Origin of the sequence: Cupriavidus laharis, from assembly GCF_914271435.1 — a bacterium.
Lineage (GTDB): Bacteria > Pseudomonadota > Gammaproteobacteria > Burkholderiales > Burkholderiaceae > Cupriavidus > Cupriavidus laharis.
This window is the reverse complement of the sequence record NZ_CAJZAI010000007.1, coordinates 85,875-105,362: the sequence shown is the minus strand read 5'-3', so window position 1 is coordinate 105,362 and position 19,488 is coordinate 85,875. Positions and strand designations below refer to the sequence as shown.

The following is a 19,488-nucleotide window of genomic DNA, read 5'->3' as shown; positions in this document are numbered from 1 at the left end:
CGTCGGGCTCTTGCGAGCGCGGGCCTCCGCCCCAAAGGACGTAGCGCCGATCCATACGGATCGGTTTGAATGCTATGTAGCGATTACGCAACTAAAGTACCGCTGCGCAATCACCCGCCCCCTCCGAAGAGAGGCGTTTACAGAGAAACTCGCCCAAAGGCGAGCGTCCCCGCCCTTGGGCAATGGCTGGAAATCCATCCAGCAAAAAAGCAAGCCGCAGGTCAGCCAGTGTTCCGGCTTTCCCACAGCACATCGGACTCCCCCTAGCTGGTCGGCCGGGTTTGTCTAAGCAAGCAATGGTTGGGATTGGACGGGTCAGGCCGAAGCCTTCTCCTTGTCCCAACAGGGTCGATGCTCCTTACGTTGGAGCTATCCGGACACGAGGGTGCGTGTCGCACTAAAGCGAGCATTATAAGGCGAATGGGTCCGATTGCCCCTTCCGGGCGCCCGCGGGCCCGCCCGTATCACTGTTTTTGTGGTGCAACCGGCCTGTCGCCGTGGCACGATGCGGCAAAAGGCGGCATGATATGCGCCACTCCAGACGGGCGCGGGGCATCGGCTGCCGGCGCCTCCAAGTTTCGGTCCGCACATTCTTCACTTGAACGCGCTGCTTAACCGGCTGTTGCCGCGAATCCTGCCGCCTCCCCGCGCCCAGCTCGATATCGAGACGCGCGCCAAGCTGATGGCCATTGTCCACAAGGCTTCGCCGTCGGGCACGGTGGCGGCAGTCCTGCTGCCGGCCCTGACCATCCTCGCGTTCTGGAATTCGGCCGACCATGCCGCGCTGCTGGGCTGGGGCGCGGCGATGCTGGTGCTGGCCGCCGGCGGGGTGTGGTTCTACCAGGGTTACCAGCGCGATGGCGCTTCCATGAGCCGTTCCGCGCACACGCGCAAGTGGTGGAACCATATGCGTGGCGTGGCCTTCCTGACCGGGCTGACCTGGGGCAGCTCGGCGCTGCTCCACATGTACACGGGCTCTGCGGTGTTCTCGAGCGTGCTTTACCTGCTCAGCGTCGGCGTACTGGCCGGCGGCGCGGTATCTCAGGCGCCCGTGCCGTCGAACCTGGCATATGCCGGCGTGCCAATCCTGTTGCCGAACCTGCTGATGGCCGAAATCGCGTTCCCCGGCCATGGCATCTACGTGCAGTTGCTGCTGATCATCTACGCATTGATGCTGGGCCGTCATGCGCTCGGCCTGCAGGGCACGCTGGTGAGGGCGATCCAGCTCGAAGGCGACAGCCGCCGCCTGGCCAAGCGGTTCGAGGAGGAGAAGGAGCGCGCGCTGCACGCCAGCGAGGAGAAATCGCGCTTCCTGGCCGCGGCCAGCCACGACCTGCGGCAGCCGGTGCACGCGCTGGTGATGCTGGTGGAGGCGCTGCGCGCGCGCAACCAGTCCACGGTGCTGCATCCGCTCGTGGAGCAGGTAGCGGCAGGCACACAGACCATTGACCTGCTGTTCCGCTCTTTGCTGGACCTGTCCAAGCTGGAAGGGCGCAAGGTCCTGCCCACGCTGGAGCCGTGCGAGCTGAGCGCGCTGATCCGCGACGTGATGAGCCAGTTTGCGGCGGATGCGCGCGAAAGCGGTCTGACGCTGACCCCGCGCGTCCCCGACGAGCTTTACGCGATGGCCGAGCCCGTGCTGCTGCGCCGCGCGCTGTTCAACCTGGTGCAGAACGCATTGCGCTATACCAGGCGCGGCGGCGTGCTGGTCACGGCGCGCCAGCGCCGCAAGCACGTGCGGCTCGAAGTATGGGACACGGGGGCCGGCATCTTGCCGGATCACTTGCCGGACATCTTTTCGCCGTACTACCAGGTCCACAACCCCCAGCGCGACCCGTCTCAGGGCCTGGGCTTGGGGCTGGCCATCTTCAAGGAGTGCGTGCGCCTGATGCGCGGCACGTACGGCGTGCGTTCGGTTCCGGGCAAGGGCTCGGTATTCTGGTTCGCGCTCGCTCCGGTGCCGGCGGAGACGGTTGCCAGTGTGCGCGAGATGCGTGCCGTGGCCGCGGCGGAAGAGTCCAAGCCTGACAAGCTGCAAGGCACGGTGCTCGTGGTCGATGACGATAGCCAGATCCGCAAGGCCTGGATCGCGCTGATGGAGGCTTGGGGCATTCGCGTCGCTTGCGCCGCGCATGGCGCGGAAGCGGACAAGCTGTTTGCCAAGGGCTTGCGGCCGGACATCATCTTCTGTGACCTGCGGCTGCCGGGCAGCGAAAACGGCCTGGACCTGCTGGAGCGCTGGCAGAACACCCAGCCGCAGGCGCGCAGTGCGCTGCTGACCGGAGACCTGAAATCCGCTGCGCTGGCGGCAGCGGAAGAGGCGGGATATTTCGTGTTGCCGAAGCCGGTGGACCCGGCGTCGCTGCGCTTGCTGCTGCGCCGCTGGCTGCGCCCTGCGGCCTGACGGAGCAGCTTGGCCGGTGTGGCCAGCGGTGTGGCCTTACTGGCGCAGGCGGAAGCGCTCCATGCGCGACATGACCTGCATGCGCGTCCGGACTCCGAGCCGCTGCAGGATAGCCGAGACGTGTTCCTTCACGGTGTTCTCGGTCAGCCCGAGCCTGCGTGCAATGACCTTGTTGGGCAGGCCTTCGAGCACCAGCGCGAGCACGGACCCCTGGCGCGGCGTCAGGCCAAGTTCCGCTGGCGTGACAGGGATGCCGTGCGCCGGCCCGAATGACTGGGCTCGCCCGCTGAGGGCTTCATCGGTCGGAAACGAGGTATCGCCGGCCAGTACCCTGCGCACGGCGGCGGTAAATGCGTGGGCGTCCAGGTGCTTGCCCACGAAGCCGCAGGCCGACAGGGCGCGGGCGCGCCCGACGATTTCGGGCGTGGCTTCGGCCGACATGAAGATGAAGCGGGCGCCCGGGATGACCGTCTTGAACGTCTGCATGGCATCGAAGCCAGTGCCATCGTTCAGCCAGATGTCGAGCAGCACGATATCCGGGCGCAGGCCTTGCTGCAGGCTGGTCAGCGCTTCCCTGGCGCTGCCGGCGGCATGGACGGCAACATCAGGCATCACCTCCGTCAGGAATGCGGTAGTGCCTGACAAGGCCATAGGATGATCATCGACGACCAACAACGTCGGTGCAGCGTTCGACATGCTAATTCCCGTCTAATTTCCCGTTTCGCCCTTGTTGTCACCAGCATGCACAAAACTGGAGCGTGGACGTAGGGCCCACTCTAGCAGAGGGTGCGAAGCGTCACAATCCATCAAACGGGGGTTTACGGCCCGGCTGTCGCATGTCGGTTGCACGTCCTGCCTCCGATTATCGTGAATTAAGTGCCTAATGTATTAGCTTTGGCGAAGTTTAGCGTCTCCGCTTGGTAGAATTGCGCGATGAAAAAAATCGTCATCCTGATTTCAGGGCGGGGCTCCAATATGGAAGCCATCGTCCAGGCCTGCGCGGCCGGCGGCTGGCCGGCGCGCATCGCCGCGGTCATCTCGAACCGGCCGGATGCCGCCGGACTGCAATTCGCACAGGCCCACGGTATTGCCACCAGCGTGGTCGATCACCGCCAGTATCCCGATCGCACCAGCTTCGACGCGGCGCTGGCCGAGGCGATCGATAGCTACGAGCCGGACCTGGTCGTGCTTGCCGGCTTCATGCGCATCCTGACCACGGGTTTCGTCGACCGCTATGCCGGCCGGTTGCTCAATATCCATCCGTCTTTGCTGCCGTGCTTCCCAGGTCTGAATACCCACAAGCAGGCGCTCGACGCCGGCGTGAAGCTGCATGGTGCCACCGTGCATTTCGTTACGCCTGAACTCGATCACGGCCCCATTGTGATTCAGGCGGCTCTCGATGTATTGCCTGTCGATACGCCAGAGAGCCTTGCCGCACGCCTGCTCGATTGCGAGCATGTGATTTATCCCCGCGCCGTGCAGTGGTTCGTCGAAGGGCGCCTGCAGGTGCAGAGCGGGGTCGTACACGTCAATCCGGCCGAGCCGCAACTGCTTATGGCCATCTCCGCCGGCGTGCCGGCGGTAGGAGCAAAGCCATGAGTCGTCATCAGGCAGGGGCGCGTCCGGCGTCCAAGGATTCCCGCCAACCCTCGCGGACCCGCAAGTCGAGTCCTATCCGCAAGCCGGCAGGGGCACGCCCGGCGCATGGCGGCCCGGGTGCGGATGGCCAGCAGGTGCGTGGGCCGGGTGGGCTTCACGCGTCGCATATCCAGCATATCGACCGGCTGCTCGGCAAAGTCATGTTGTTTGCCCGACCGGCCGACGCCGTGGTGAGCCATTATTTCCGCGAGAACAGCAAGCTCGGACATCGCGAGCGCGGCATCATTGCCGAGGCAATCTACGCGGTACTGCGCCGACGCGTGGAATTCGGCCAGTTTGCCGAAAGCGGCAGCGGCTCGGCGTCACGCCGCCTGGCGCTGCTGGGTCTCGCCGCGACCCTCGGCCGCGATATGCTGACGCCTTTCCTGTACCCCGAGGAGGCCGAATGGCTAGATCGCCTGACCACGATCGAGCGCGCCAGCCTGTCGCCGCGCGTGCGGGCCAACTTGCCCGAATGGCTGTTCGATGACCTGGTGGCGCACCACGGCGAAGCCTTCGCCTCCGCACTTGGCGATGCCTGGCTGCGGCCAGCACCGCTCGATCTGCGCGTGAACCTGGGCAAGACCACGAGAGAGGCGGTATTGGCCGAACTCGAGGCCGCGGGCCTGCGTGCCGAGCCCACGCCGATGTCGCCCGTTGGTATCCGCATGCACGGCAAGCCGGCGCTGAACAAGCTGCCGCTGTTCGTGAATGGGCTGGTGGAGGTTCAGGACGAGGGCAGCCAGTTGCTGTGCAGTCTGGTGGCGCCCAAGCGCGGCGAGATGGTGGTCGATTTCTGCGCGGGTGCCGGCGGCAAGACGCTGGCGCTCGGCGTGGCCATGCGTTCGACCGGCCGCCTCTATGCGTTCGACGTGTCGGAAAAGCGGCTCGCCAATCTCAAGCCGCGCCTGGCGCGCAGCGGGCTGTCGAATGTGCACCCGGTGCTGATCGATTCCGAGCGTGACGCCAAGATCAAGCGGCTGGCTGGCAAGATCGACCGTGTGCTCGTCGATGCGCCCTGCAGCGGCCTCGGGACGCTGCGGCGCAACCCTGACCTGAAGTGGCGCCAGAACCCGGAATCGGTGCTGGAACTGACCGCCAAGCAGAGCGCGATCCTCGATGCGGCGGCACGCCTGGTCAAGGGCGGCGGGCGCGTCGTTTACGCCACCTGCAGCGTGCTGGAGGCCGAAAACGAGGCGATCGTCCGCGATTTCCTTGCTTCCCACCCGAATTTCCGCCTGGTTCCGGCGGCAGAGGTGCTGGCCGAGCAGAAGATCGAAGTGCCTTCGTTGCCGACAGAAGGCGGCATGTTCGCGCTGTATCCTCATCAGCACCAGACTGACGGCTTCTTTGCCGCGGTGCTGGAGCGTACGCAGTAATCCCCTCCCGCCGGCAATCGCGCTTTCCGCGTGGCTGCCGGTGCGGCTCCAGGGTATCCAGGCAGATTCTCCATGAGCGGAAACCCATTGGCCGACCTGACGGCCTCCCACGCGACGTTTGGCAAGATGCTCGACGACCTGATCCGGGATGCGGGCGGGCCCGGTTTCATCTGGCAGCTTGCCGTGCTGGCCGGCTGCCTGCTGGCGGCCTGGCCGCTGGCGCGCTTGGTCGTCAAACGGCTCGAGGATCGCTACGCATCGTCCAGCTTCTCGTTGCGTTTCGCCGCCGCCAGCCTGGAGCGGGCCATGTTCCCGCTGTTCGGCTGGCTGCTGGTGATGACGGCCCGCTTCGCGCTGGAGCCGGTAATGGCAATCAGCGTGCTGCGCCTGGCGCTGGTGCCGCTGTTCGGTATTACCTCGCTTTACTTCACCTTTTACATCCTGCGCCGGGTGCTGTCCGGCAGCGGCCAGCTGCATGGCATGCTGCTCCTGGTGGAAAAAGTGCTGACCACGCTGGTCTGGGTGGCCATGGCGCTTTATGTGCTGGGCCTGCTGTTCGACGTGACAGCATGGATGGAAACCATGCGGTTCTCGCTCGGCAAGCAGAAGGTGAGCCTGGCCGACATCCTGATGGCGGTGGTGTGGATCCTGCTGACCGTGCTGGTCGCGATGTGGTTCGGTTCCTGGCTGGAAGAGCGCCTGATGCGCTCGGCCAGCCTCGACGTGAACCTGAAGGTCGTACTGACCCGCATCTCGAAGGCGCTGCTGCTGCTTGTGTCGCTGCTGCTGAGCCTGTCGCTCGTGGGCATCGACCTGACAGTACTGTCCGTGTTCGGGGGTGCGCTGGGCGTTGGCCTGGGTCTTGGCCTGCAGAAGATTGCCAGCAACTACATTTCGGGGTTCATCATCCTGCTCGATCGCTCAGTCAAGCTCGGCGACCAGATCACGGTGGACAAGTACACCGGCATCGTTTCGCAGATCCGCACGCGCTATACCGTGGTACGCAATGGCGATGGCGAGACCCTGGTGCCGAACGAGCAGTTGGTTGCGCAATCGGTGCAGAATCACTCGTTTTCGAACACCAATGTCCGCGTCGCAACGCGCGTGCAGGCCGACTATGGCGCTGATCCCGAGACCGTGATCCTGTTGCTCACGGAATGCGTGCGTGAACTGCCGCGGGTGCTGGAGAACCCGGCGCCAGCCGCATTCCTGGTCATGTTTGCCGACAGCGGCATCGAATATGAGGTGGCGGTCTATATTGCCGATCCGCAGAACGGCAAGCTTGGCGTGCAGTCGGCCATGAACCGCGCGATCTGGCGCACGCTGCGCGAGCATGGCATTTCCATCCCCTATCCGCAGCGGGAAGTCCGTGTGCTCGGTACGTCGGGGCAGTCGCCGCAACTCGATGTTGCTTCCGTGCCACCTGAAAAAGTGGTGACATCGGCATGACTGCCTGAGGGAACAGGCGAAGACTGCACAAGGGAACAAAATGTGTGGCCCCTCGTCAAACTCCGGGAAAAAGCGTATGACTCAGGCTTGCGCGATCCGGTAGAATGCCGGGTTGTCGCGGGTTGCGAGCATCCCGCCCCTACATCAGACAGCCGCCAGATTGCAGCGGCTCGTGCCTGTCCCGCCTGCCATGGCCGGCGCCGGAACTGCGCGCCACGGGTTCCCGCCACCGGCTGGCGGGTCCGTGGCGGACGCCAGACCATATCGCAATCAGTAGATTTGCAGTCCTTTTTCTGCGCGTTGTGCACGGCGCCGGGGCAGCCGCAAGGGAAAGCCCCTGTTTAACCGACGGAGAACAGAGTTTGTTCGACACTATTCTTGACTGGGCCGCTAATGGCCTTGCCAACTGGTCCTGGTGGGAGATCGTGATCTACACGCTGGTGATGACGCATATCACCATCGCGGGGGTCACCATCTTCCTGCATCGCTGCATGGCGCACCGATCGCTCGACCTGCACCCGATTGCCCAGCATTTTTTCCGCTTCTGGCTGTGGCTGACCACGGGCATGGTCACCCGCGAGTGGACTGCCATCCACCGCAAGCACCACGCCAAGTGCGAGACCGAGGACGATCCGCACAGCCCGCAGACCCGCGGCATCCGCAAGGTGCTGCTGGAAGGCGCGGAGCTGTATCGCGCTGAAGCCAAGAACAAGGAAACCATTGCCAAGTTCGGCCATGGCTGCCCCAACGACTGGATCGAGCGCAATGTGTACTCGCGCTTCGGCTGGCAGGGCGTCGGGCTGATGCTGATCATCGACCTGGCCCTGTTCGGCGTGATCGGCATGACGGTGTGGGCTGTGCAGATGCTGTGGATCCCGATTCACGCCGCCGGCATCATCAATGGCCTGGGCCACTGGTGGGGCTATCGCAACTACGATTGCGAAGACGCTTCGACCAATGTCTCGCCGTGGGGCTTGATCATTGGTGGTGAAGAGCTGCACAACAACCACCACACCTACCCGACTTCGGCCAAGTTCTCGATCAAATGGTACGAGTTCGATGTGGGTTGGGGTTATATCCGCGCCATGCAGGCCGTCGGCCTGGCCAAGGTGAAGAAAACGCCGCCCAAGGCTCGACTCGTCGAAGCGCGTCCCGTCGACGACAACACGCTGGAAGCCATCATCGCCAATCGCTATGACGTGATGGCGCGCTACGCCAAGGCCGTGAAGAGCGCGTTCCGCCAAGAACTGGAGCAGCTCAAGGAAGGCCGTGTTGCCGATTACCGCAATCTCAAGCCGGCCCGGAAGTGGTTCCATCGCGACGAGGCCAAGCTGGCCGCGCCGCAGCGCCAGCAACTCGCCAGCATCGTCGAGCAGAGCAAGTCGCTGCAGACCTTCGTGGAGATGCGACGTGAACTGGCCGCCATCTGGGGCCGTTCGAACCTGACGCGCGAGCAGTTGCTGCAGCAGCTGCAGGCCTGGTGCCATCGTGCCGAGGCCAGCGGTATCCAGGCGCTGCAAGATTTCTCGCTGCGCCTGCGCCGCTACGCCTGATACAATTCGGCCGCGCCGTATGGTTTGACAAAGCCCCGCCCATGGCGGGGCTTTTGTTTTAGATAAACTCCCCCATGTTCTGGCCGGCCGCACCCTTGTTGGCGGAGGTCTAGAGGAGTACCGGAGATGACCCCACAATCGATCAAGACCGTCGAGTTCGAGAAGCCGAACCTGGCGGATGCCGAAAACGTCACTGGCGGCAGCTGTGTGGCCCATGCCTGGGCCAAGGTGCCGCCGGTGTTGTCGCCCGACGAGCGGCAATCGCTGAAGGCGCGTATCCGCCGCTTGCTGAAGGAACGCAACGCGGTGCTGGTGGCGCACTATTACGTTGACGCCGACCTGCAGGACCTGGCCGAGGAAACCGGCGGCTGCGTCTCTGACTCCCTCGAAATGGCCCGCTTCGGCCGCGACCACGAGGCCAGGACCCTGGTAGTGGCGGGCGTGCGCTTCATGGGCGAGACGGCCAAGATCCTCAGCCCGGAGAAGACCGTGCTGATGCCGGACCTGGATGCGACTTGCTCGCTTGACCTGGGTTGCCCGGCCGACGAGTTCACCGCTTTCTGCGATGCGCACCCGGACCGCACCGTGGTGGTCTATGCCAATACCAGCGCCGCCGTGAAGGCGCGCGCGGACTGGATGGTGACCTCCAGCATCGGCCTGAAGATCGTCGAGCACCTGCACAAGCAGGGAAAGAAGATCCTGTGGGCGCCGGACAAGCACCTCGGCAGCTATATCCAGAAGCAGACCGGCGCCGACATGCTGCTGTGGCAGGGTTCATGCCTGGTGCACGACGAGTTCAAGGGCATCGAGCTGGACCTGCTGCGCCGTGAATTCCCCAAGGCCAAGATCCTGGTGCACCCGGAATCGCCGGAAAACGTGGTGGCGCAAGCCGATGTGGTCGGCTCGACCTCGCAACTGATCGAGGCCGCGCAGAAGCTGGAAGCAACCGAATTCATCGTCGCCACCGACAACGGCATCCTGCACAAGATGCGGATGGCGGCGCCGGGCAAGCACTTCATTGAAGCCCCGACCGCCGGCAACAGCGCCACCTGCAAGAGCTGCGCGCACTGCCCATGGATGGCGATGAACGCGCTGTCGAACCTGGCCGAAGTGCTGGAAACCGGCCGCAACGAGATCCACGTGGATCCGGCCACCGGCCGCCAGGCAGTGACCTGCATCAACCGCATGCTCGACTTCGCCGCGCAGCAGAAGGCCAATGTCCGCCCCGCGGCTGATCTGGCGAAAGAACAGGCCTTGTTCCAGGGAATCGGTCCGGCATGAGTGTGAACCCCGTTTTCGATAGCTATGGTCCGGCGCTGAAGGCGGCGCTGGAAGCCAATGTCAGGGCGGCGATTGCCGAGGACGTCGGCAGCGGCGACCTGACCGGCTTGCTGGTGCCGGAGGACAAGCCGGCGCTGGCGCGGGTCATCGTGCGCGAGCAGGCCGTACTGTGCGGTCAGCCGTGGTTCGCTGCCTGCATGAAGGCAGTCGACGAGCGGCTGGCGGTGGCATGGAAGCAGGAAGAGGGTGCCCGCATGGCGCCCGATTCGGTCGTCTGTGAGATCACCGGGCCGGCGCGCGCATTGCTGACCGCGGAGCGTCCGGCGCTGAATTTCCTGCAACTGCTGTCTGGCGTGGCGACGGCGACGCGCCGCTATGCCGACCTGATCGCCGGCACGCGTGCGCGCGTGCTGGATACCCGCAAGACGCTGCCCGGCCTGCGGCTGGCGCAGAAGTACGCGGTCAGGGTAGGTGGCGGCGAGAACCAGCGGCTGGCGCTCTACGACGGCATCCTGATCAAGGAAAACCATATCGCAGCGGCAGGCAGCATCACGGCCGCGATGCAAGCCGCGCTGGCACTCGGCGCCGATGCGCCGATCCAGATCGAGGTGGAGTCGCTGGCCGAGCTGGAAGAGGCGCTGGCGGCCGGTGCGACATCGGTCCTGATCGACAACTTCACCGTGCCGATGATGCATGACGCCGTGCGCACCAATGCCGGCCGCGCGCTGCTGGAGGTATCGGGCGGCGTCAATGCCGAGACCATCCGCACCTTTGCCGAGACCGGCGTGGACCGCATCTCAGTGGGGGCGTTGACCAAGGACGTGCGCGCCACCGATTATTCGCTGCGGATCATCGGCTAACCATTGCCAGCGTGAAAACACAAACGGCCCGCATCGCGCGGGCCGTTTGCTTTGGATGCCTGCAGAATTCCCCCGTTACCGCTTGCGCGCGGGCTGCATCACGGTCGGCAGCGCCTTGGGCAGGGTATCCGGGTAGTCGCGGCTGAAGTGGAGCCCGCGGCTTTCGTGGCGCGAATAGGCGCTGTCGACGATCAGCGAGGCGACCTCCACGAGGTTGCGCAGTTCCAGCAGATCGCGCGTGACGCGGAAATTGGCGTAGTACTCGGCGATTTCCTCGCGCAGCAGGCTGATGCGGTGCTGCGCGCGTTCCAGCCGCTTGCTGGTGCGCACGATCCCGACGTAATTCCACATCATGCGGCGCAGTTCATCCCAGTTATGGGAGACCACGACTTCCTCGTCGGCGTCGGAGACGCGGCTCTCATCCCAGGCAGGCAGCGTGATGTCCGGCAATCCGGCCTTGTCCTGGCATGCAATGTCGTTGGCGGCAGCACGGCCGATCACCATGCACTCGAGCAGGGAATTCGATGCCAGCCGGTTGGCGCCGTGCAGGCCTGTGCAGGCGGTTTCGCCCACGGCGTAGAGGTTGCCGATATCGGTGCGGCCCGCGGTATCGGTCACCACGCCGCCACACGTGTAGTGCGCGGCCGGTACCACGGGGATCGGCTCGCGCGCGATGTCGATGCCCAGTTCCAGGCAGCGCGCGTGGATAGTAGGGAAATGCTCCTTGAGGAAGGCCTCAGGCTGGTGCGTGATGTCCAGGTACACGCAATCCAGCCCGCGCTTCTTCATTTCGAAGTCGATCGCCCGGGCCACCACGTCGCGTGGCGCCAGTTCGGCGCGTTCGTCGTGGTCGGGCATGAAGCGGGTGCCGTCCGGCAGCTTCAGCAGCCCGCCTTCGCCGCGCACGGCTTCCGAAATCAGGAAGGACTTGGCATACGGGTGGTACAGGCAGGTCGGGTGGAACTGGATGAATTCCATGTTCGACACCCGGCAGCCGGCGCGCCACGCCATGGCAATGCCGTCGCCGGTGGCCGTGTCGGGGTTGGTGGTGTACAGATAGACCTTGCCGGCCCCGCCGGCGGCCAGCACCGTGTGCGTCGCGGTGATGGTGCGCACCTCTTCGGTGCGGTCGTCGAGCACGTACAAGCCATAGCAGCGGTTTCCCGGCAGCCCGAGCTTGCGCGATGTGATCAGGTCGATCGCGAACTGGTCTTCGAGGATCGTGATGTTCGGATGCTGGCGGGCCTGCTCCGACAGCGTGCTGACCACGGCATGGCCGGTCGCATCCGCGGCATGGATGATGCGGCGCCGGCTGTGCCCGCCCTCGCGGGTCAGGTGATAGCCGAGTTCGGCCTGTTCGTCCCTGGTGAACGGCACGCCGCGGTCGATCAGCCACTGGATGGCCTCTCGCCCATGCTCGACGATGAAGCGCGTTGCCTCTTCATCGCACAGGCCCGCACCGGCCACGAGCGTGTCCTGGGTGTGCTCGTCATGGCTGTCGCCCGAATCAAGCACGGCGGCAATGCCGCCCTGTGCCCAATCGCTTGCGCCTTGTGTCATGGCACGCTTGCTGAGGATGACAACCCGGTGGGTGTCGGCCAGTTGCAGCGCGACCGTGAGACCGGCCAGCCCGCTGCCTACGATGGCGACGTCGAAGTTCATGGTGCAGGAGTTGCCCGCGCGGCGGCGCGGCATTGGGGGAAAGCTGGAAAGTCTACACCCGGGTGTGCCCTCATGCATCAGTGCAATCGCAGGCGCAGGCGCCAATCGCACTGCCGTTGGCCGTGGCACCAGCTGCAAGCCGCGTGGAAGCCACAAAAACAAAAAGCCCCGCAGTTGCGGGGCCTTCTGGCTGAAACCTGGATCAATTACTTGATCTTGGTTTCCTTGTAAGCGACGTGCTTGCGGGCGACGGGATCAAACTTCATGATCTCCATCTTTTCCGGCATGGTGCGCTTGTTCTTGGTGGTGGTGTAGAAATGACCGGTACCTGCGGTCGATTCCAGCTTGATCTTGTCGCGGCCGCCCTTGCTTGCCATGATGTACTCCTAATTAGACTTCGCCACGTGCGCGCAGGTCGGCGAGCACGGAGTCGATGCCTTTCTTGTCGATCAGGCGCAGGCCGGCGTTCGAGACGCGCAGGCTCACCCAGCGGTTTTCCGATTCAACAAAGAAACGACGATTCTGCAGGTTGGGCAGAAAACGGCGCTTGGTCTTGTTGTTTGCGTGGGAAACGTTGTTGCCGACCATCGGCGCTTTCCCGGTCACTTGACAGACGCGTGCCATGAAGCACTCCTAACTCTTCTATTCGTGGACAATGTTCGCAACAGATCAACAAAAGGCGCACGGGCCCGGACTGCAGCGGATGAGACTTCAGCAAAACGTGCATTATAGACTGGAAACCACCGGCGAATCAATGCTTTCGGTGCTCTCGCGTTGTATACCCATGTCGCCGTGCCGTACGCATCACGTGACGGTCTTCAATTGTCCGTGTTCGGCGAAAGAGTGGACGTGAGTGCCCGCCACGACAAAGTGGTCCAGCAGCCGGACGTCGATCAGATCGAGTGCGCGCGCCAGCATGCGGGTCATCTGTACATCGCTCTGGCTCGGCGTGCAACAGCCGGAAGGGTGGTTGTGCGCGACGATGACGCTGGCCGCATTGTGCGCCAGTGCCCGGCGCGCCACTTCCCGCGGGTAGACGGCGGTCTGGTTCAGCGTGCCGCGGAACAGCTCCTCGCTCGCGATCATGCGGTTGCGCGTGTCCAGGAACAGGCAGACAAAGACCTCATGGGCGAGCGGAGCCAGCGTCAGGCGCAGGTAGCCGCGGACTGCGGCGGGGGAATCGAGGCCGCTTGGCGTTTGCAGCGACTCAGCCAGCATGCGGCGTGCCAGTTCGGGCACCGCCTGCAGCTGCGTGTACTTGGCTTCACCCATGCCCTTGATGCCCAGGACGGCTCGTGCATCGGCGGAGAACAGGCGCGTGAGCGAGCCGAAGCACACCATCAGGTCGCGCGCCAGCTCCACCGCGCTCTTGCCGGTCGCGCCCACGCGCAGGAACACCGCCAGCAGTTCAGCGTCTGACAGCGCGGCGGCGCCACATTCCTGCAGTTTTTCTCGGGGCCGCTCGCAGGCGGGCCAGTTTGCGATGCTCATGTCTCGGGAGTCTTGGGATGGGGAGGTCGGTTGGAGACGCGTGGGGTTAGGTCGAGTCGGATGGGGTTGGGCCGGGCAGGGGTGGATAGGCAGGGCGGCAGGTGGCCCAGTCGAATACAATACGGGTTGCTAACCGGTTGATCACCCATGAATTTGCAAACATTTGCGTCGGAAGCCGACGGCGGTGCTGCTGGCCGCAAGACGGTCCGGGCCGACTCCTTCCTGACTCTGCACTACAGCATCTCTCTCGAAAACGGCACCGAAGTCGTCAGCACGTTCGAGGAAAAACCTGCCACGCTGCTGCTTGGCCAGGGGCAACTCGCCCCGACCCTGGAGCAGGCGCTGCTCGGCATGCCCGAGGGCGAGCGCATGACTTACCGTCTGGCTCCCGAGCAGGCGTTCGGCCCGCGCAACCCGGAGCTGCTGCAGTGGGTATCGCTCGCCACGCTGCGCGAGAACAGCTCGTTCGAGGAAGACTACAGCGCGGGCGACCTGGTGGAATTCAACGCGCCCAGCGGCGGCAAGTATGCGGGCGTCCTCAAGGAGATCGGCGACACCGCGGCGCTGTTCGACTTCAACCATCCGCTGGCCGGGCAGACCATCCTGTTCGACGTGCAGCTGATTGGGATCCTCTGATTGCGCTTCCCTGTCCTGACATTGCAGCATGCCTGACCTGACTACCGCACCCGATGCCGAGATCCTGATGGCGCAGCCGCGCGGCTTCTGCGCCGGCGTCGACCGCGCCATCGAGATCGTCGAGCGCGCGCTGGCGCGCTTCGGGGCGCCGATCTACGTACGCCACGAGATCGTCCATAACGCTTACGTCGTCGCCGACCTGCGCCGCAAGGGCGCCGTGTTCGTGCACGAGCTGGACGAGGTGCCTGCTGGCGCTACCGTCATCTTCAGTGCCCATGGGGTGTCCAAGGAGGTCCGTGCCGATGCCGCAGCGCGCGGTCTCAACGTGTTCGACGCGACCTGCCCGCTGGTGACCAAGGTCCATGTGGAGGTGGGCAAGATGCGTACGGAGGGCTGCGAGATCATCATGATCGGCCACCGCGGGCATCCGGAAGTCGAGGGCACGATGGGGCAGGCCGAAGGCGGCATGCTGCTGGTCGAGTCGGTCGCGGACGTCGCCGGGCTGGTGGTGGCCGATCCGGCGCGCCTCGCGTACGTGACGCAGACCACGCTGTCCGTGGATGAGACCCTCGAGATCGTGGACGCACTCAAGGCGCGCTTCCCGCTGATCCGCGAGCCCAAGAAGCAGGACATCTGCTATGCCACGCAGAACCGCCAGGATGCCGTGAAGTTCATGGCGCCCCAGGTCGAGGTGGTAATCGTGGTGGGCAGTCCCAACAGTTCCAACTCGAACCGGCTGCGCGAACTGGCCGCGCGCCTTGGCGTGCCGGCCTATATGGTGGATGCGCCCGAGCAGGTGCGTCCGGAATGGGTCGCCGGCAAGCGGCGTATCGGCCTGACCGCGGGGGCTTCGGCGCCCGAGGAACTCGCCCAGTCCATCGTCGCGCGCCTGCGCGAACTCGGCGCTCGCCACGTGCGCGCCCTGGCGGGTATCGAGGAAAACATGGCCTTCCCGCTTCCGCGCGGCCTGCAGGCCGCCCCGACTGCCGGCGTTACCGCCTGACCTGTCTCCTGGCGCCGCGTCCGGCGGCGCCCCTTTCCTGTATTCGCTTCTGATCTTCCCGCACTTTGCGTGCGCGGGCGTACGGACATTCCGCCATGACAGGTTGGATGCTTTTATCGTCACAACGATAATTCCGCAATCCCACGGGGAATATGCTCCGATAAGGTGCGGCCATTACTTACCTGTCGACGCAAGCAGACAAATAAGGGTAATCCCCGTGACTGGGGTTTTCCCTATTATGGTGCGGCGCTACATTCTGCACATTAGAGATTGGTGCAGGGGTTTTGGAATGAAACGCCTAATTAATACAGATGGATTATGCGTGGCACCAGGCGTGCATATTTCGATGGGAGACAGGAAGCAGGCACGGTTCTTGTAAGCGATGGTGACGGCGCCGCCAGATGACCGGGAATTGCCCCAATCTGTGCATTGGGGAAATTCCCTAGCTCATTTGGCGGGTAATTCGTTCAGGTTGTTGCGTCGCGTATTGCATCGCCGAAGAAAGGGGATACAATGCGCGCGTTTCAAATTGAAACTAAACAAAGGCGGTTCAGGGAGGCGTCCGGGAGGCGCCGCAAATCCCTGTTTTGTGAATCCCAGGAGATCACTCATGCAAATCACGTTTGCCAAGATTCTGCCGATTGCGGCCGCAGTGGCGCTCGTTGCAGCTTGCGGCAAGAAAGAAGAAAAGCCGGCTGAACCGTCGGCATCGGCTCCGGCGGCGGCCGCCCCGGCCGCGGGTGGCGGTGAAGTCGTCGTCAAGATCGGCCATGCGGCTCCGCTGACCGGCGGTATCGCCCACCTTGGCAAGGACAACGAAAACGGCGCCCGCCTTGCCGTGGAAGAAGTCAACAAGACCGGCCTCGAGATCGGCGGCAAGAAGATCAAGCTGGAACTGGTCGGCGAAGACGACGCTGCGGATCCGAAGACCGGCACCGCCGTCGCCCAGAAGCTGGTCGATGCCAAGGTCGTGGCCGTGGTCGGCCACCTGAACTCGGGCACCTCGATCCCGGCCTCGAAGATCTACAGCGATGCCGGCATCGTGCAGATCTCCCCGTCGTCGACCAACCCCGACTACACCAAGCAGGGCTTCAAGACGACCTACCGCGTGGTCGCCACCGACGCCCAGCAGGGTCCGGCGCTGGCCAACTACGCTGCCAAGACGCTGCATGCCAAGAACGTGGCGATCGTCGACGACGCCACCGCCTACGGCAAGGGCCTGGCCGACGAGTTCGAGAAGACCGCCAAGGCGGCCGGCGTGAACGTGGTGGCGCGCGAAGCCACCAACGACAAGGCCACGGACTTCAAGGCCATTCTGACCAAGATCAAGGGCAAGAAGCCTGACGTCATCATGTATGGCGGCATGGACGCCACCGGTGGCCCGTTCGCCAAGCAAGCCAAGGAACTCGGCATCGGCGCCAAGATCGTCGGCGGCGATGGCGTGTGCACCGACAAGGTGGCCGAACTGGCCGGCGACGCGATCACCAACATCATCTGCTCGGAGGCAGGCCTGGCCCTGTCGAAGATGGAGAACGGCGCCGACTTCCAGAAGCGCTACGAAGCCCGCTTCAACGCGCCGGTGCAGATCTATGCACCGTTCACGTATGACGCCGTGATGGTCATCGTGGACGCCATGAAGCGCGCCAACTCGGTCGAGCCGGCTGCCATCCTGGCGGAAATGCCCAAGACCAACTACAAGGGCGTGATCGGCAACATCGCCTTCGACGAGAAGGGCGACATGAAGGAAGGCACCATCACGCTGTACGAGTACAAGGACAAGAAGAAGTCCGTCCTCGACGTCGTGAAGATGTAATTCGGGCTTACCGGCCCATCCGAACGGCACCGTGAGTATTTTGCGGTGCCGTTCTTTTTAGCCTCGCCTAATGTAGAAGCATCCTTACCATGGATGGAGCAGGGCAGGCCGCTTACCAGCAAACCAACCACACCTACATACCCATCTCACACCATGGTCCGTCCGGCATCTACACCATGCCGCAAGAACCGGGACTGAAGCAGGAGTTTTCATGGATATCTTTATCCAGCAGATCGTGAACGGTCTGGTGCTCGGCAGCATCTATGCGCTGATCGCACTGGGCTACACCATGGTCTACGGCATTCTGGGCATCATCAACTTCGCCCACGGCGACGTCCTGATGATTGGCGCGCTGACCGCTTTGTCAGCGATCCTGGGGCTGCAGAAATTTGCCCCCGGCCTGCCCGAGTGGCTGACGCTGGTGATTGCCACCTTTGTCGCCATGCCGGTCTGTGCAGTACTGGCCTATTCCATCGAGCGGATCGCCTACCGGCCGCTGCGCAATGCGCCGCGCCTGGCCCCGCTGATCACCGCCATCGGGGTTTCCATCATCCTCCAGACGGCTGGCATGCTGATCTGGTCGCGCAACCCGCTGACCTTCCCGCAGCTGCTGCCTTCCGACCCGATCGACATCGGCGCGACCGGCGCCACCATCACCGGCAAGGAAATCGTCATCATCGGCCTGGCCGTGATGGTCATGGCCGGCCTGCTGGCCCTGGTCAACCGCACCAAGCTCGGCCGCGCCATGCGCGCTACCGCCGAAAACCAGAAGGTGGCCGGCCTGATGGGCGTGAACCCCAACTTCGTCATTTCCGCGACCTTCATGATCGGCGCCACGCTCGCCGCGCTGGCCGGCGTGATGATGGCCACCAACTATGGCAACGCCCACTTCTACATGGGCTTCATTCCTGGCCTGAAGGCGTTCACCGCCGCGGTGCTGGGCGGCATCGGCAACCTGGCCGGCGCCATGGTGGGCGGCATGCTGCTGGGCCTGATCGAGGCACTGGGTGCCGGCTACATCGGCGACCTGACCAATGGCGTGTTCGGTTCGAACTACCAGGACGTCTTCGCCTTCATTGTGCTGATTACCGTACTTGTGTTCCGTCCGTCCGGCATCATGGGCGAACGCGTGGCTGACCGTGCCTGAGGGGAGCGAATCCATGAATACTCCGATTCCATCCACGGCCGCCGTCGCCGCGCCGTCAAAAGTCCCGACGAAGACCCTGGCCGCGCTGCTGGGCTTCCTGGTGATCGCCCTGTGCGCCCCGTTTTTCGTCCAGACCCTGGGCGGCAACTACTGGGTGCGCGTGCTCGACTTCGCGCTGCTGTACATCATGCTGGCGCTGGGCCTGAACATCGTGGTGGGCTTCGCCGGCCTGCTCGACCTGGGTTACATCGCGTTCTACGCGGTCGGCGCCTACATGATGGCGCTGCTCGGCTCGCCGCACCTGGCCAACCAGTTCGAGTGGATCCATCAGCTGTTCCCCCACGGGCTGCACGTGTCGATGTGGTGGGTGCTGCCAATTGCGATCCTGGTGGCGGCCACCTTCGGCGTGCTGCTGGGTGCGCCGACCCTCAAGCTGCGCGGTGACTACCTGGCCATCGTGACGCTGGGCTTCGGCGAAATCATCCGCATCTTCATGAACAACCTTGATCGCCCGCTGAACATCACCAACGGGCCGAAAGGGATCACCGCGGTGGACCCGGTCCATATCTTCGGCTTCGATTTCTCGAAGTCGCACGAGATCTTCGGGCTCAAGTTCACGCCGGTGTTCATGTACTACTACCTGCTGGTGTTCCTGGTCATCGTGATCGTGTTCGTCTGCCTGCGGCTGCAGAACTCGCGCATTGGCCGTGCCTTCGTGGCCATCCGCGAAGACGAGATCGCCGCCAAGGCGATGGGCATCAACACCCGCAACATCAAGCTGCTGGCCTTTGCCATGGGCGCGTCATTCGGCGGCGCCTCGGGTGCGGTGTTCGGCGCGTTCCAGGGCTTCGTGTCGCCGGAATCGTTCACGCTGTGGGAATCGATCTATGTGCTGGCCATCGTGGTGCTGGGCGGCATGGGCCATATCCCGGGCGTGATCCTGGGCGGCATCCTGCTGGTCGGATTCCAGGAACTGCTGCGCGTGGTGGCCGAGCCGATGCAGACCGGCCTGTTCGGCCACGTGATCGTCGATGCCGAAGTCCTGCGCCAGCTGCTGTTCGGCCTGGCCCTGGTCGGCGTCATGCTGTATCGCCCGGCAGGCATCTGGCCGTCGCCGCGCAAGGAAGACCGCCCGGTGGTGCGCCGTGCGGGCAGCGTGGGCCGTTTCTGAC

The 19,488-nt window shown here is 64.1% G+C and carries 17 protein-coding genes; 12 read left to right on the top strand and 5 right to left on the bottom strand.

The window, feature by feature from the left end:
* Positions 1-598 precede the first annotated feature (598 nt).
* Positions 599-2,404, top strand: coding sequence for a hybrid sensor histidine kinase/response regulator (locus LDO29_RS15720; RefSeq protein WP_449720081.1), 1,806 nt, complete (start codon positions 599-601; stop codon positions 2,402-2,404).
* 36 nt (positions 2,405-2,440) lie between these two features.
* Here LDO29_RS15720 and LDO29_RS15715 read toward each other — a convergent pair whose 3' ends face one another.
* Complete coding sequence (locus LDO29_RS15715; protein ID WP_224080719.1) at positions 2,441-3,100, bottom strand: response regulator; 660 nt, start codon at positions 3,098-3,100, stop codon at positions 2,441-2,443.
* Positions 3,101-3,337: 237 nt separating this feature from the next.
* Here LDO29_RS15715 and purN point away from each other — a divergent pair, with 237 nt between their 5' ends.
* The 6 genes from purN to nadC all read left to right on the top strand — a co-directional run bounded on the left by purN (position 3,338) and on the right by nadC (position 10,564).
* Positions 3,338-4,003: a phosphoribosylglycinamide formyltransferase gene (purN, locus tag LDO29_RS15710; RefSeq protein WP_224080718.1), complete on the top strand. Its 666-nt coding sequence runs from the start codon at positions 3,338-3,340 to the stop codon at positions 4,001-4,003.
* Positions 4,000-5,421 carry an RsmB/NOP family class I SAM-dependent RNA methyltransferase gene (locus tag LDO29_RS15705; RefSeq protein ID WP_224080717.1) on the top strand — a complete coding sequence of 474 codons (1,422 nt, stop codon included), beginning with the start codon at positions 4,000-4,002 and terminating at the stop codon, positions 5,419-5,421. Before purN ends, LDO29_RS15705 begins: the two co-directional genes overlap by 4 nt.
* A gap of 72 nt (positions 5,422-5,493) precedes the next feature.
* On the top strand, positions 5,494-6,870 hold the full coding sequence (locus LDO29_RS15700) for a mechanosensitive ion channel family protein (protein ID WP_224080716.1): 1,377 nt from the start codon (positions 5,494-5,496) through the stop codon (positions 6,868-6,870).
* A 362-nt stretch (positions 6,871-7,232) separates the two neighbouring features.
* Positions 7,233-8,423, top strand: a complete 1,191-nt coding sequence (locus LDO29_RS15695) for a DesA family fatty acid desaturase (RefSeq protein WP_224080715.1) — start codon at positions 7,233-7,235, stop codon at positions 8,421-8,423.
* A 126-nt stretch (positions 8,424-8,549) separates the two neighbouring features.
* A complete protein-coding gene (gene nadA, locus LDO29_RS15690; RefSeq protein WP_224080714.1) occupies positions 8,550-9,704 on the top strand; it encodes a quinolinate synthase NadA in 1,155 nt (384 codons plus the stop codon).
* On the top strand, positions 9,701-10,564 hold the full coding sequence (gene nadC, locus LDO29_RS15685; RefSeq protein ID WP_224080713.1) for a carboxylating nicotinate-nucleotide diphosphorylase: 864 nt from the start codon (positions 9,701-9,703) through the stop codon (positions 10,562-10,564). The genes nadA and nadC overlap by 4 nt, the downstream gene beginning before the upstream one ends.
* A 75-nt stretch (positions 10,565-10,639) precedes the next feature.
* On the opposite strand, the gene nadB is transcribed toward nadC, so the two are convergent.
* From nadB to radC, 4 genes are all read right to left on the bottom strand, one after another.
* Positions 10,640-12,226 (bottom strand): L-aspartate oxidase, encoded by a 1,587-nt coding sequence (nadB, locus tag LDO29_RS15680; RefSeq protein ID WP_224080712.1) that lies wholly within the window; start codon positions 12,224-12,226, stop codon positions 10,640-10,642.
* 206 nt (positions 12,227-12,432) lie between these two features.
* A complete protein-coding gene (rpmG, locus tag LDO29_RS15675) occupies positions 12,433-12,603 on the bottom strand; it encodes a 50S ribosomal protein L33 (RefSeq protein WP_010814980.1) in 171 nt (56 codons plus the stop codon).
* A 13-nt stretch (positions 12,604-12,616) separates the two neighbouring features.
* Positions 12,617-12,850, bottom strand: coding sequence for a 50S ribosomal protein L28 (rpmB, locus tag LDO29_RS15670; protein WP_006575661.1), 234 nt, complete (start codon positions 12,848-12,850; stop codon positions 12,617-12,619).
* 180 nt (positions 12,851-13,030) lie between these two features.
* On the bottom strand, positions 13,031-13,717 hold the full coding sequence (gene radC, locus LDO29_RS15665) for a RadC family protein (protein WP_224080711.1): 687 nt from the start codon (positions 13,715-13,717) through the stop codon (positions 13,031-13,033).
* 147 nt (positions 13,718-13,864) lie between these two features.
* On the opposite strand from radC, the gene LDO29_RS15660 reads away from it, so the two are divergent.
* The 5 genes from LDO29_RS15660 (at position 13,865) to LDO29_RS15640 (ending at position 19,487) form a co-directional block, all read left to right on the top strand.
* Positions 13,865-14,353 carry an FKBP-type peptidyl-prolyl cis-trans isomerase gene (locus LDO29_RS15660; protein ID WP_224080710.1) on the top strand — a complete coding sequence of 163 codons (489 nt, stop codon included), beginning with the start codon at positions 13,865-13,867 and terminating at the stop codon, positions 14,351-14,353.
* 28 nt (positions 14,354-14,381) lie between these two features.
* A complete protein-coding gene (gene ispH, locus LDO29_RS15655; protein WP_224080709.1) occupies positions 14,382-15,356 on the top strand; it encodes a 4-hydroxy-3-methylbut-2-enyl diphosphate reductase in 975 nt (324 codons plus the stop codon).
* Between the two features lie 610 nt (positions 15,357-15,966).
* Positions 15,967-17,169 (top strand): branched-chain amino acid ABC transporter substrate-binding protein, encoded by a 1,203-nt coding sequence (locus LDO29_RS15650; protein ID WP_224080708.1) that lies wholly within the window; start codon positions 15,967-15,969, stop codon positions 17,167-17,169.
* Between the two features lie 211 nt (positions 17,170-17,380).
* Complete coding sequence (locus LDO29_RS15645; RefSeq protein WP_224080707.1) at positions 17,381-18,316, top strand: branched-chain amino acid ABC transporter permease; 936 nt, start codon at positions 17,381-17,383, stop codon at positions 18,314-18,316.
* A 13-nt stretch (positions 18,317-18,329) separates the two neighbouring features.
* Complete coding sequence (locus LDO29_RS15640) at positions 18,330-19,487, top strand: ABC transporter permease subunit (RefSeq protein WP_224080706.1); 1,158 nt, start codon at positions 18,330-18,332, stop codon at positions 19,485-19,487.
* Position 19,488: the final 1 nt, after the last annotated feature.

What these genes read in the sequence shown, in the direction of transcription:
- rpmB (WP_006575661.1), bottom strand. Translation starts at nt 12,850, where the DNA reads ATGGCACGCGTCTGTCAAGTGACCGGGAAAGCGCCGATGGTCGGCAAC.
- LDO29_RS15645 (WP_224080707.1), top strand. Translation starts at nt 17,381, where the DNA reads ATGGATATCTTTATCCAGCAGATCGTGAACGGTCTGGTGCTCGGCAGC.
- LDO29_RS15640 (WP_224080706.1), top strand. Translation starts at nt 18,330, where the DNA reads ATGAATACTCCGATTCCATCCACGGCCGCCGTCGCCGCGCCGTCAAAA.
- radC (WP_224080711.1), bottom strand. Translation starts at nt 13,717, where the DNA reads ATGAGCATCGCAAACTGGCCCGCCTGCGAGCGGCCCCGAGAAAAACTG.
- LDO29_RS15660 (WP_224080710.1), top strand. Translation starts at nt 13,865, where the DNA reads ATGAATTTGCAAACATTTGCGTCGGAAGCCGACGGCGGTGCTGCTGGC.
- ispH (WP_224080709.1), top strand. Translation starts at nt 14,382, where the DNA reads ATGCCTGACCTGACTACCGCACCCGATGCCGAGATCCTGATGGCGCAG.
- rpmG (WP_010814980.1), bottom strand. Translation starts at nt 12,603, where the DNA reads ATGGCAAGCAAGGGCGGCCGCGACAAGATCAAGCTGGAATCGACCGCA.
- nadB (WP_224080712.1), bottom strand. Translation starts at nt 12,226, where the DNA reads ATGAACTTCGACGTCGCCATCGTAGGCAGCGGGCTGGCCGGTCTCACG.
- LDO29_RS15650 (WP_224080708.1), top strand. Translation starts at nt 15,967, where the DNA reads ATGCAAATCACGTTTGCCAAGATTCTGCCGATTGCGGCCGCAGTGGCG.
- nadA (WP_224080714.1), top strand. Translation starts at nt 8,550, where the DNA reads ATGACCCCACAATCGATCAAGACCGTCGAGTTCGAGAAGCCGAACCTG.
- nadC (WP_224080713.1), top strand. Translation starts at nt 9,701, where the DNA reads ATGAGTGTGAACCCCGTTTTCGATAGCTATGGTCCGGCGCTGAAGGCG.
- purN (WP_224080718.1), top strand. Translation starts at nt 3,338, where the DNA reads ATGAAAAAAATCGTCATCCTGATTTCAGGGCGGGGCTCCAATATGGAA.
- LDO29_RS15705 (WP_224080717.1), top strand. Translation starts at nt 4,000, where the DNA reads ATGAGTCGTCATCAGGCAGGGGCGCGTCCGGCGTCCAAGGATTCCCGC.
- LDO29_RS15700 (WP_224080716.1), top strand. Translation starts at nt 5,494, where the DNA reads ATGAGCGGAAACCCATTGGCCGACCTGACGGCCTCCCACGCGACGTTT.
- LDO29_RS15715 (WP_224080719.1), bottom strand. Translation starts at nt 3,100, where the DNA reads ATGTCGAACGCTGCACCGACGTTGTTGGTCGTCGATGATCATCCTATG.